The sequence below is a fragment of the Agarivorans sp. MS3-6 genome (assembly GCF_054112545.1).
On the sequence record NZ_CM134202.1, the window covers coordinates 2,689,023 to 2,701,717 of the forward strand.

The following is a 12,695-nucleotide window of genomic DNA, read 5'->3' on the forward strand; positions in this document are numbered from 1 at the left end:
TTAAAGAGTTTATTTTCGAGGAATGATTTATGCAGTAGAGCAGCTGCAACTTACCTGACGCACGGAGCGCGAGATGAAAATAAAAACAATAAGTACAGTCGTTATTGGAATGGGGCTTATTTGGGCCGCTACTACAGCATCTGCAGCGGTTATCTATGATCAAGATGTCACTAATGAGGTTATTTTTGGCAGTGGTAACGCCAATGGAGCGTTTACTGTTGACCAACAAAATGGCCTTGAATTAGGTTTGAGGGCAAAGCTTCGCTTTGACCAGAATAATCTTCCACAAAACACCTTCAACAGTAATGGTGATGGCACTTACCGGTTTGATAATGTCGCGCCTCCATCTGGCTTTGGTTTTGCTCCTAATTCGCCATCAACAGCCATATGGAATTTTGAGTGGTCAATAAACAGTAATTTTGATGGCAGTGGGGCTAGCTTAGATAGCTTTAATTACCTACTACAAATAGACTTTGACCCCAGTGCTGGGACTAATTTTTTGGCATTTGATCCGATCAATAGTGGCGCTGCAGATCATGCTTTAGGTGATAATACGACTGCTAACGGTGCCGGAATATCTGATCCTACTAATTATGCGGCTAATATCGCTAGTTTACATTTGGCGCAAAACTCTTGGAACATGGAATTCTTTGATGGAGGCCCATATACCTTTAATGCTCTGGATGCAGGGATTTACGATATTGTACTTACAGCCTATGACGGTCAAACTGAGTTAGCAAGTACCTCGATTCAGGTGATTAACGCCAGTGTTCCTGAGCCGCAAACATTATTTACGATGAGTTTAGCCTTGTGTGCTTTAGGCTGGATGAGGCGTAAACGAAGCGCTGCATAGTCAGCTGCTAGAGCGTTAAGAAAAACGAAGCGTAATGCTTCGTTTTTTGTTTTAAGAGACTTAACTTAGAAAACTAATATAAGTTTGCAGCACTATTAAATTCACAATGTCGATGAAAAAGGCGCCAACAATGGGGACGACCATAAAGGCTGGGGGGGATGGGCCGTTGCGTGATACTAAGGCACTCATGTTCATCACCGCAGTCGGGGTTGCGCCTAAGCCGAAACCACAATGGCCGCCAGCAATTACCGCCGAGTCGTAGTCTTTACCCATAAATTTGAAGGTGACAAAACTGGCAAAAATGGCAATCATCACCGTTTGGCAAAGTAGGATGACCAGTAAAGGGAGCGCTAGGTCAAAAATTTCCCATAGGCGCAAACTCATTAAGGCCATCGATAAAAACAGGGATAAGGATAAGGTACCGAGTAAATCAACACATTCGTTGTTGATCTCATAGCGGCCACTGAGCTCACTGGCATTGGCAATGATCACCCCAAAAAATAAAGCATAAACAAAGTCGGGCATTTTGAGCCAACTTAAGGCCAGCTCCGTTTCTATTTGTTTGGCAAATTTGGCCGCGACAACACACACTAATAGCAGAAATAACACCTCTATCACTGACGTTGGTGTTACCAAATCTTCTTCTTTACGGCTATAGGTTACTAAGTCTGGGTGGTTTTTATGGTGTTTCTTTCCCTTAGAAAACGGTGACTCCAATTTATTTTTGTTAATTAGCCGCTGACCTACTGGGCCGCCAATAATCCCGCCCATGACCAAGCCAAACGTAGCGGCGGCCATCGCAAACTCCAGTGTTTGAATGCCGTATTCTTCAGCAAATATTTGAGACCAAGCTGCGCCAGTGCCGTGCCCTCCTGAAAGGGTGATGGAGCCGGCAAATAGCCCCATCATCGGCTCTAAACCTAACGCGGTGGCTAAAATAACGCCAAGTCCGTTTTGTAAAACGATATATAACGAAGCAATGCCCAGAAACACAAATACTTTTCTGCCGCCCTTTAGCAGCAATTTATAGTTGGCCACTAAGCCAATGGTGCTAAAGAACATCAACATAAGGATGTTCTGCAAGGGAAGGGCGAAACGTAGTTCAATACCCTGTAATTTAAGCAAGGTAATGATAATGGCGATGACTAAACCACCGACAATGGGTTCGGGGATATTGTATTTTTTGAGTATGGCCACGTAATGGCAAATAATCCGACCAAGAAATAACACTGTTAGTGCAATTAAAAAAGACTCAAGCTCACCAACGGCATAAACGGTGTCCATATTGACGATATCCTTTAAATAAAAATCAAGGCAATAATTTTATAGTGTAGCTGGCGAAATGCTAAGGGTGAAAAATTTATAAAAAACAAGGTGATCTGTTGTTTAAGGCGGTAAGTGTAAATGAAAATACTGCTGTGGGGCGAAATCGTTACTTGAACATTGTGTTGCTAAAGTAATGGCTAAACCCTAGGTCGGGTTTAGCCATTAAATACAGAGTGTTTAGCGCAGTGTGACGAATTCTTCACCACTGGTTGGATGTATTGCTACACAAGCGTCAAAGTCGGCTTTCGTTGCGCCCATTTTCATGGCTACGCCAAAACCTTGTAGAATTTCATCCATGCCTAAACCAATACCGTGTAGGCCTACCACTTTCTCATTTTCACCGGCACAAATGAGTTTCATTTTAGTGACTTGGCGATGCTGAGTGACAGCGGTATACATTGCCCCAAAGCTTGAGTTGTAAACCTTCACCTGGTCTTCACCAAATTCGGCAATGGCTTCTGGCTCGGTTAAACCGATGGTGCCAATGGCAGGGTGGCTAAATACTACGGTAGGGATCAAGTCGTAATCCATTTTTGCATTGGTTTGGCCATTAAATAGGCGCTCCGACAACAAACGGCCGGCTTTAACTGCAACAGGTGTTAGTTCAACTTTACCGATGTTATCACCGACGGCATAAATGCCCGGAGTGGAAGTATTCGAATATTCATCAACCTTAATGTACCCGCGGTCATCACACTCAACCCCTACACCCTCTAGGTTAATTTTGTCGTTGGCTGGCTCTCGGCCAATCGCCCAAATAACCGTATCAACGTGTAAATTGTTACCGTTTTCGAAACTGACGATTAAGCTACCATCGGCTTGTTTTTCAATGGCTTTGGGTGTGCTATTGGTGTGTAGTTTAGGGCCATCTTCAGCCATAATTTCAACTAAGGTTTCACTGAGCATTGGGTCAAAGCTACGCAATGGCGCGTGTTTACGCACTGCTAGATGAGTGTCGCTACCTAAAGAATGCAAGACACCAGCAAGCTCAACCGCAATGTAACCTGCGCCGATGACTAATACTCGTTTAGGTTGCTCGGTTAGAGCAAAGAAGCCATCTGAGTCGATACCAAGTTCTGCACCCGGTATATTAGGAATGGTAGGGCGGCCACCCGTGGCGATCAGAATATGCTTAGCGCGAATTTTCTCACCGTTGACTTCCACGGTGTTGGCATCAACAAATTTAGCAAAGCCATTGATGACAGTAACGCCGTTGTTACCTAATACTCGGTCATAAGAGCCATGGATGCGCTTAATATAAGCTTCGCGACTAGCGACTAGGGTTGACCAATCAAATTTATTTACTTGAACGTCAAAGCCGTAATCAGGGGCGTAACGATGAATTGCTTCAGCCACTTGGGCACCAAACCACATCGCTTTTTTAGGTACACAACCCACATTAACGCAGGTTCCGCCTACATGGCGAGCTTCAACTAACGCCACTTTTTGGCCATACATCGAGGCACGGTTAGCCGAGGCAATACCGCCGCTGCCGGCGCCAATGCACAAATAATCAAATTCTTTCATTAGGGGTCTTACTCCGTGTAGAGCCAAAATATTGCAGCAGTATAGCCTGTACTAGAGCCTGATGTTAATCAGCTTTTTGAGCTTGATAAGGCAAACGAATAGAGAAGTGCACACCTTCATTGGGTTTACTGTCAAAGGCTATATGGCCTTTCAGCAATTGCACTACTAGATTGTAAACGATATGGGTGCCTAAACCACTGCCGCCTTGGCCACGTTTTGAGGTAACAAAGGGGTCAAATATTCGCTTGGCTATATTGCTATTAACACCGCGGCCTGAGTCTTTGAAATCGATATGTAGTTGGTCATTTTCACGAGAGATATTGATGTCGATACGTTTCTCTCCGTCCCAACCGTCAAATCCGTGCCTGATTGAGTTGATAATCAAGTTTGAGTAAATTTGGGTAAAGCTACCAGGGAAGCTGTAAAGCTCGAGGTCGTCGTCGCAATTAACCTCTATTTGGCAACCTGAACGGCGTATTTTATGCCCTAAAGAGGTAATAACTTGATGCACGTTCTCGTTGAGATTAAAGGTGTAACAAGCTTCAGAGCTCTGGTCTACAGCAACTTGTTTAAAGCTGCTAATTAAATCAGAGGCCCGCCTTAGGTTGTTAAGGAGCAGTTCGGTAGACTGATTTAAGTTTTGAATTAGCTCTTCCATGAATTTACGGCTGAGTTTGCCGGTTTCGACATTTTGGGCGAGTTGTTTACCTTGCTCCTGCAAGTATGAGGCGGCGGTAACACTAATACCGATGGGGGTGTTAATTTCGTGGGCCACACCCGCCACTAAGCCACCAAGCGAAGCCATTTTTTCTGCTTCAACCAGCGATTGTTGGGCATTTTTTAGTTTATCGAAGGCGTTGGCTAGCTGTAAATTGCTTTCTTCAAGGCGTTCGGTGCGAGATTGTACTTTTTGTTCAAGCTCGTCGTTAAGGGTTTTAATCTCATTTTCAACCCGTTTCAGTGGAGTAATGTCATAACCAAAAGCAATCATGCGTGATACATGGTTGCCTTCGTAGAACGGCACAAAAGTCCACAGCAAGGTGTATTGATTGTTGGCTTGATCGGTGAGGGTGAGTTCTTGGTCTTGAATAACCCTTAATTGGCGTAAATCAGCTTCAATTTGCTCGCGCATATCGTTGTCGATAAACACACTTAACCAATTTTGCCCTTCTAATTCTTCTTGATGAAAGCCCGTTAGCATCACACCCGCTGGGTTGGCGGTAATGACATTCAGTTGATTGTCTAAAGTAACAATTACCGCGTTACTGGCGTTGATCACGGTTGCTGAGAAGTCTCGTTCATGAGCGAGTTGTTCGGTGGCTTTGAGTTTTTGGGCAAATTCATGATCAATTTTCTGCGTCATCTGGTTGAGCGTGTTAACCAGCTCTCCCAATTCGTCGTTACGTAGTTTTCCACCGGTTTCTAGCTCGAGTGGGGCGCCTAGGTTATCTAGGTCTAAGTTACGGGTATAGTCAACGATGGTATTGAGATGGCGAACAATCACGTAATAGATAATGAACAAGATACCAATCGATACCACTAAAGTTTTAATGGTTTGGCTAATTAGGATCAACATGGCTTTTTGCCATAAACGCTCGTAAACCTGTTCTAACGAAGCGGCAACAAACAGCTTACCTACCATCTCACCTTGGTATATCAGCTCAAACTCTTGGGATAAATCGTAGCGATCAGCCGAGCGCCCCCGAGCTAATAAGGGAACTTCCGAAGAGCCTAAAATTTCTTTTACCAGCACATACTGCATATTAGGCAAATTCATAATGCCTTCTATTTGCACTTCAACTTGTTCTTCATCTAAATTCCACAAACTGGCAGCAATAGGTTGTAAAAAGCTGACTTCGATTTGGTCAATGCTTTCTTCAATAACTTGCACATCTTGTTTGTAGTCGTAGCTGAGTTGGATCAGGGTAATGATAATGGCCAGCAAAGTAGAACAGATGAGTATATAGGACAACATGCGCAAGGAAAGGCTGCTAGAGCCTTTATGTAGTGCTAGTTTTCTCCACAAACTGTAATTATCTGCAGTAGTGGTATCTTGGTTATTATCCATTAATCGATGAGTCCCGTTGGCCTAGGTTATTGATAAACCAAGTAACCAAAATAATCCTTAAGGAAATCATAGTCTAATTCGAGGCTATGTAAAATGTTCAAATTGTGAAACGTGGGTTGATTTACAAATTAATAACCCCAGATTAAGTTATTCTAGTTATAGTTTCTTCAGTCCTAAAGGATCCCCTATGAGCAATCCCTTACTTGATTTACCCGGATTACCTCCGTTTAGCCAAATTAAGCCAGAACATGTGCAGCCTGCGGTAGAGCAAGTGATTGAAGAATGTCGCGCTACTATCGACCGAGTACTTGAGGAGCCGAACGCTACTTGGCAAAACTTCATTCTGCCCTTAGATGAGGTGAATGATCGCCTAAGCCGTCTTTGGTCGCCAGTAAGCCATTGTAACTCGGTAGTGAATAGCCAAGCCCTGCGTGAAGCTTATGAAGCATGTTTGCCAATTTTGTCTGAGTACAGCACCTTTGTGGGTCAGCATGAGGGTTTATATCAAGCATACAAGCAGCTAGCCGCCAGTGATGCTTTTGCTGAATATAACTTGGCTCAACAAAAATCGATTACTGATGCGCTGCGTGATTTCGAATTATCGGGTATTGGCTTAGAAGCCGAGCAGCAAAGCCGCTATGGTGACATAGTAAAGCGTCTGTCTGAAATATCCTCACAGTTTTCCAACAATGTGTTAGATGCTACCTTGGCATGGCAAAAACATATCAGCGATGTTAACGAGCTTGCTGGTTTGCCCGAATCAGCCTTGGCTGCAGCGAAACAAGCCGCCGAATTAAAAGAACTTGATGGTTATTTATTAACTCTTGAGTTTCCTAGTTACTTACCAGTGATGACTTACGCAGATAAGCGAGAGTTGCGTGAAGAAATGTATCGCGCTTTCAGCACGCGCGCTTCTGAGCAAGCGAGCACCGAACAAAAATTTGATAACACTGCCATTATTGATGAAGAGTTAGCATTGCGTACCGAGCTGGCCCAGTTATTAGGTTTTGCTAGCTACGCCGACAAGTCTCTAGCGACCAAAATGGCCGAATCACCTAGCCAAGTACTGGGCTTTCTTAATGACTTGGCTGCCCGCTCTAAACCACAAGCCGAGAATGAATTAGCCGAGCTGCAAGCCTTCGCTAGCGAGCACTATCAAGTTGCCGAATTAGCCGCTTGGGACATGGCTTATTATTCTGAAAAATTGAAGCAGCACACTTACTCAATTTCTGATGAGCAGTTACGCCCTTACTTCCCAGAAGATCGTGTATTAGGTGGCTTATTTGAAGTGGTGAAACGCTTATTTAAGGTGACGGTGACCGAGAAGCAAGGTGTCGATACTTGGCACTCAGACGTACGTTTCTTTGACATTAGCGATGAAACCGGCGAGCTACGCGGCTCCTTCTACCTAGATTTATACGCGCGAGAGCATAAACGTGGCGGAGCATGGATGGATGGCTGTATCGACCGTCGAGTGGACGCGCATGGAAAACTGATAAAACCGGTGGCCTATTTAACCTGTAATTTTAATAAGCCAGTGGGGGATAAACCGGCCTTATTTACTCACGACGAAGTGATTACCTTGTTCCATGAATTTGGCCATGGCATTCACCATATGCTGACTAAAGTAGACGAAGCTGCCGTATCCGGGATTAACGGTGTAGCTTGGGATGCGGTCGAACTACCTAGCCAGTTTCTAGAGAATTGGTGCTGGCAGACTGACGCTTTAGCTTTCATTTCTGGTCACTATGAAACTGGCGAACCCTTACCCCAAGCCTTGCTAGATAAAATGCTTGCGGCGCGTAACTTCCAATCGGCGATGACCATGGTGCGCCAATTAGAATTCTCGCTGTTTGACTTCCGTTTACACTATGAAGCTGCCGATGGCCGCAGTGTTCTTGAACGCTTGAACGAAGTGCGCGAGCAAGTATCGGTGATTAAGCCACCAAGTTTTAACCGTTTCCAAAATAGCTTTAGCCATATTTTTGCTGGTGGCTATAGCGCGGGTTATTACAGCTATAAATGGGCAGAGGTATTGTCGGCAGATGCTTTCTCAAAATTTGAAGACGACGGTATTTTCAACTCTGAGACTGGCTTACACTTCTTGAGTAACATCTTAGAAAAAGGTGGCTCTCAAGAGCCGATGGAATTATTTAAAGCCTTTAGAGGAAGAGAGCCGAAAGTGGATGCTTTATTGCGCCACTCAGGTATCGCCGCGTAAAGTCGTCGGCTAACTCAATCTTATTAACGCGGCTTCGGCCGCGTTTTGTTTATAAAGAGACGGATCTATGTTTGAAGAGTTTTCCCAGTGGTTAGAGCAAGAACAAGCCCAGTTAGCGACCTCTAATTGGCTGTTTGACGTGTTTGTGGTGTTAGGCATTACCTTGTTAGCGTTTATTGTGTGGCGCGTATTGGCGGCGCGTTTAAGTCGTTTAACCCAAAAAACCACAACGGTATGGGATGATGCTATTTGGTATTCGTTGTGGAAACCGATCAATTGGTTGATAGCTGTCGTCGGTCTCTCGCTGGTGGCGGTGGCGTTTGCCAATGCGCTTGATTCTGACTTGAAACCCGTGATTCCAGTCGTGCGACAAGTATTGATTGTTTTTCTACTCGCCTGGGTAGGTATGCGCTTTGTTCGCCGTGCTGAGCGCCAGCTAATTGCTGTGGGCAAAGATCAAACCACCGTGCATGCGGTAGCAAAACTGTGCCGTGCAGCCGTCATTATTTTACTCATGTTAGCCGTGTTTCAAACCCTAGGCTTTAGTATTTCAGGTGTATTAGCCTTTGGTGGGATGGGCGGCCTAGTAGTGGGTATGGCTGCCAAAGACTTGTTGGCTAACTTTTTTGGTGCCTTAATTGTCTACTTCGATAAACCCTTTAAGGTGGGCGATTGGATCCGTTCTCCAGACCGCAGTATTGAGGGTACCGTAGAGAACATCGGCTGGCGGGTGACCAAGATCCGCACCTTTGATAAACGCCCTTTGTATGTACCTAACGCGATTTTCTCTAGTATTGCAGTTGAAAATCCAAGCCGTATGAGCCACCGACGGATTAAAGAAACCATCGGTATTCGTTACGATGATGCGCCTAAAATGACCAAGGTCGTCGCAGAGGTAGAGTTGATGCTGCGTCATCACCCAGAGATCGATACCAGCCAAACTCTCATGGTTAACTTCAATAGCTTTAATGCCTCGTCGTTAGACTTCTTTATTTATACTTTCACCAAAACAACCGATTGGGTCAAATACCACCAAGTTAAACAAGATGTGCTCAATAAAGTGGTTGAAATTGTGGTTGCCAACGACGCTGAGTTTGCCTTTCCTACCCGCACTTTGCACTTGGCTTCACAAGTAGGGAGTGACGTGTCTTAGTATTCGTTACCGTATTGGTTGTCGCCTGGCTGGCAACCAATACTGCTCTATTTTTCTCTGAACTTACTCACTGCTATAACTCAACTAAGCTTCTCGTCTCCAAAATAATGTTTAAGCGGTACTTTTATCTGCCTTGAATGCCTATCTGCAAATATGGAGTTTTGGTTGAATCGACCGCTGTTGGCTTTTCGTTGGCGGGCTTGCTCAGTAATATCCAATCTTGTTTCTGCAAATGAGTTCTTAAACTAAACCAAATCAAAGGCTAGCCGAACTTAAGCGCTTAAAGATGTTTGAAGGCTTGTTGAATGCACTTTCATCATCAATCAAGTCATCCAGCCTAGGTTGCGGATGAGGATGGCAGAAATCTGACGTTTCCCCGTATTATGGAGTAGTTATGTTTATGAGTAAGTTATGGAAACTTGCGGTGTTAGTGCTAGTTAGTATCACTCTAGTGGCTTGTGATTTAAGTAACTTTCAAATCGGTGACGATGATGAAGATGAAAGCGCGACTTCTAGCACGGGTTATTTTCGATTTGTAAATTTAGTTCCAGCGTCGCCAGATATAGAGCTCATCATGGATGAAAACGCATTTGCCCAAATTGGCTTTGCTGAGTCCAGTGCTTTAACTGAGTTGAGCACGGGCAGTTATGACCTCGAGTTTAATCAGATTTTACCGAACACAGAGTATGCTCGCTTCACCGACGATGATGAGATCACAATAAAGAAACAGTATATTCATTCGTATATTCTGTATGGAGAGGATCCTTTTTCCCCAGAAGTGCTAACAATTCAAACCGATGTTGACGACCTATACGATGACGAATACGACGACGGACAAGCGAGAATACAGTTTTTTCAAGCATCCAGTGAGTTAGCGAATGTAGATATTTATCTCGTTGATGAAGGGGGTAATTTGCTTAATAAATCGGTGACCAGTTCGCTGAGCTATATGGGGGAATCTGAAGAGCTAGATGTTGACCAGGGTACTTATAAAATTATAGTCACTGAATCAGACACCAGCTCTATTGTCATAGCAGCGGATAATATCAGCCTCGAAGCCGCTAGTTCATACATTTATAGTGTGGTGAGTTATTCGGTTGCAGGCAGTAATACGCTGCGCTACGCGGTGGTTGAATGTGATGAAGATGAGGCACGATTGATTACCAATGATGCCCAACCTGCTTATCTTAGAGTAAACAATGCTATTGCTAATACCGAAGCGATAGATATTTATTTCGATGATGGCTCCGGTAAACAATTGCTGTTTACCCATCTAGACTTTGGTGATTTGTCTGCTGAAGCAGAAATTACGATTAGTGATGTGGATGACGGCGATAGCATGACATTTTATATGTATGATTTTGGAGCGGATATTGATACCGACTCAGCATTAGCAGTGGAAAGTTTTGAGATAACGACAGACTCTCAAATCACCATTATTGCAGCCGGTGATAGTGACGAAGACCTGACGCTAAATGACCAAGTAAATGATCTGAGTATCATTGCCACCCACGGTAAGCTCATTTTCACCCATGCTATTGATAATGAAGATTCAGAGTCTTTAGACATTGTGGTGGTGGCCGATGGCGCTAACCCCAGTAATTATGAAGCGGTAGTTACTCTGACTTACCTCGGCTCTGAAGAGTATCAGATTGAGCAAGGAGACTATGATATATACATATATGGTGAGAGCAGTGGTGACTTGCTGCTTGAATATAGTCTAAGCAATGTAGAGGAAGGCGATGTGGTTAACTTAACCGCTACCGAAAGCGCCTATGGCGGAGCACCCTACGACATGCAAAGAGTGTTCTATTAGTTTAAGTACAACGCTCGTTTAAACGCGCGTTTTTGGTGTCCACTTTTTCACTCTCTTTTTCACTCTACACAACGATTCATCTCGGCGGATAATGTCAGTTTACTGTGCATATTATGGTATTCACACTGGCCAGTGTTGCTCTGAATACTAGATATTGACGCTGCATAAATATTCCAAAAGTTAGCGTAATATTTCATTACTAATGGCAAGGGAAAAGCTAAAGTGGCCTGTCTACTGCTTATTGGCTGTGCATTTATGCTGCAAAGAAAACCAAAATCCCGTATCAATATTAGTAATCCACCATAGTTGTAGCATATTTACAAAAATTAAGGGTTAAATGCCTTATTTGTGATCCGTTGTGGGTTAAATCTCTACTTTTTTGGTTTTCTATGCTGTTTGTGGCTGGTGGTTCGCTTGTTGAGCAGAGTTATGGTCGGCGAAAAAACCAGTGCGAACCTACTCTGCTGATCCTTCCTCTTGTTAAACACTGTGAGTATAAGGTAAAACAGGAACCACTGAGGTGATTACTGGGGATAGCTTGGCTTTGCCAGCTAGCGCATCATCTCTGCAAACATACATAATATAACAAAAAGCTAACATGGAGTTTCTAATGACTAAATGGAAAAAATCAGCTTCCGGCTTAGCGGTTTCGCTAGCGTTATTTGGTGCTGTGTCTGTAGCTAACGCTGCTGATACTATCAAGGTTGCAATTGCAGGTCCTGTAACCGGTCCGGTTGCTCAATATGGTGACATGCAATTTGCTGGTGCAGGTATTGCTGTTGAGCTGCTTAATCAAGCGGGTGGCATTGAAGGTAAGCAAATTGAAGCGGTAGTGTACGACGATGCTTGTGAACCAAAACAGGCGGTAGCCGTAGCCAACAAAATCATCAATGATGGTGTTAAATACGTAATCGGTCACCTGTGTTCTGGCGCGACCCAACCCGCGTCAGACGTTTATGAAGACGAAGGCGTATTAATGATTACTCCTGCGTCAACTAGCCCTGATATCACCAGCCGTGGCTACCAACTTACTTTCCGTACTATTGGTTTAGATAGCGACCAAGGCCCAACTGCCGCTCGTTACATTATCGACAAAGTTAAACCTGAGCGTGTTGCGGTTATTCATGACAAACAGCAATACGGTGAAGGTATTGCCACTTCAGTAAAAACTGAACTAGAAACTGCGGGTGTTAAAGTGGTGGCCTTTGAAGGTGTAACCGCTGGCGATAAAGATTTTTCTGCGCTTATTTCTAAACTAAACAAAGAGAAAGTGGATTTCGTTTATTACGGTGGCTACCACCCTGAACTTGGTGCTATTTTGCGTCAGTCAGCAGAGAAAGGCCTTAAGGCTACCTTTATGGGTCCAGAAGGTGTGGGTAATAAAGACATCTCGGCTATTGCAGGTGAAGCCTCAGAAGGTTTACTGGTTACCCTTCCTAAGAAATATGACTTAGACCCTGCCAACAAGCCTATTGTTGATGCCTTAGTAGAGAAAGGTGATGACCCAACTGGCCCGTTTGTATGGACAGCCTATGCGGCTATGCAATCTATTGTTGCTGGTGTGAGTGCTGCGGGTGATGATCCTGAAGCAGTCGCTGAATACCTACGTAACAACAAAGTTGATACGGTAATGGGACCACTACAGTGGGATACTAAAGGCGACCTTAAAGGCTTCGACTTTGGCGTATTCTCTTGGCATGCTGACGGTTCTTCGTCTGCCGCTAAGTAATT

The 12,695-nt window shown here is 44.2% G+C and carries 8 protein-coding genes; 5 read left to right on the plus strand and 3 right to left on the minus strand.

Annotated features, from left to right (window positions below):
• The first annotated feature begins 73 nt into the window (after nt 1-73).
• Complete coding sequence (locus ACVFI8_RS12370; protein WP_457871499.1) at nt 74-853, plus strand: PEP-CTERM sorting domain-containing protein; 780 nt, start codon at nt 74-76, stop codon at nt 851-853.
• A gap of 60 nt (nt 854-913) precedes the next feature.
• On the opposite strand, the gene gltS is transcribed toward ACVFI8_RS12370, so the two are convergent.
• The 3 genes from gltS to ACVFI8_RS12385 all read right to left on the minus strand — a co-directional run bounded on the left by gltS (nt 914) and on the right by ACVFI8_RS12385 (nt 5,774).
• Nucleotides 914-2,137: a sodium/glutamate symporter gene (gene gltS / locus ACVFI8_RS12375; protein WP_248713174.1), complete on the minus strand. Its 1,224-nt coding sequence runs from the start codon at nt 2,135-2,137 to the stop codon at nt 914-916.
• 219 nt (nt 2,138-2,356) lie between these two features.
• Nucleotides 2,357-3,706, minus strand: a complete 1,350-nt coding sequence (gorA, locus tag ACVFI8_RS12380) for a glutathione-disulfide reductase (protein WP_248713173.1) — start codon at nt 3,704-3,706, stop codon at nt 2,357-2,359.
• A gap of 64 nt (nt 3,707-3,770) precedes the next feature.
• Nucleotides 3,771-5,774 carry an ATP-binding protein gene (locus ACVFI8_RS12385; protein WP_248713172.1) on the minus strand — a complete coding sequence of 668 codons (2,004 nt, stop codon included), beginning with the start codon at nt 5,772-5,774 and terminating at the stop codon, nt 3,771-3,773.
• A 187-nt stretch (nt 5,775-5,961) separates the two neighbouring features.
• Between ACVFI8_RS12385 and prlC the strand changes: the two genes are divergently transcribed.
• The 4 genes from prlC to ACVFI8_RS12405 all read left to right on the plus strand — a co-directional run bounded on the left by prlC (nt 5,962) and on the right by ACVFI8_RS12405 (nt 12,693).
• Nucleotides 5,962-7,995, plus strand: a complete 2,034-nt coding sequence (prlC, locus tag ACVFI8_RS12390; RefSeq protein ID WP_457871500.1) for an oligopeptidase A — start codon at nt 5,962-5,964, stop codon at nt 7,993-7,995.
• Between the two features lie 67 nt (nt 7,996-8,062).
• Complete coding sequence (locus tag ACVFI8_RS12395; RefSeq protein WP_248713170.1) at nt 8,063-9,148, plus strand: mechanosensitive ion channel family protein; 1,086 nt, start codon at nt 8,063-8,065, stop codon at nt 9,146-9,148.
• A 400-nt stretch (nt 9,149-9,548) separates the two neighbouring features.
• A complete protein-coding gene (locus ACVFI8_RS12400) occupies nt 9,549-10,964 on the plus strand; it encodes a DUF4397 domain-containing protein (protein ID WP_248713169.1) in 1,416 nt (471 codons plus the stop codon).
• Nucleotides 10,965-11,574: 610 nt separating this feature from the next.
• Nucleotides 11,575-12,693 (plus strand): branched-chain amino acid ABC transporter substrate-binding protein, encoded by a 1,119-nt coding sequence (locus ACVFI8_RS12405; protein WP_248713168.1) that lies wholly within the window; start codon nt 11,575-11,577, stop codon nt 12,691-12,693.
• Nucleotides 12,694-12,695: the final 2 nt, after the last annotated feature.

Coding starts and splice junctions, on each gene's coding strand:
- ACVFI8_RS12385 (WP_248713172.1), bottom strand. CDS start 5,774: ATGGATAATAACCAAGATACCACTACTGCAGATAATTACAGTTTGTGG.
- ACVFI8_RS12405 (WP_248713168.1), top strand. CDS start 11,575: ATGACTAAATGGAAAAAATCAGCTTCCGGCTTAGCGGTTTCGCTAGCG.
- ACVFI8_RS12395 (WP_248713170.1), top strand. CDS start 8,063: ATGTTTGAAGAGTTTTCCCAGTGGTTAGAGCAAGAACAAGCCCAGTTA.
- ACVFI8_RS12400 (WP_248713169.1), top strand. CDS start 9,549: ATGAGTAAGTTATGGAAACTTGCGGTGTTAGTGCTAGTTAGTATCACT.
- gorA (WP_248713173.1), bottom strand. CDS start 3,706: ATGAAAGAATTTGATTATTTGTGCATTGGCGCCGGCAGCGGCGGTATT.
- gltS (WP_248713174.1), bottom strand. CDS start 2,137: ATGGACACCGTTTATGCCGTTGGTGAGCTTGAGTCTTTTTTAATTGCA.
- prlC (WP_457871500.1), top strand. CDS start 5,962: ATGAGCAATCCCTTACTTGATTTACCCGGATTACCTCCGTTTAGCCAA.
- ACVFI8_RS12370 (WP_457871499.1), top strand. CDS start 74: ATGAAAATAAAAACAATAAGTACAGTCGTTATTGGAATGGGGCTTATT.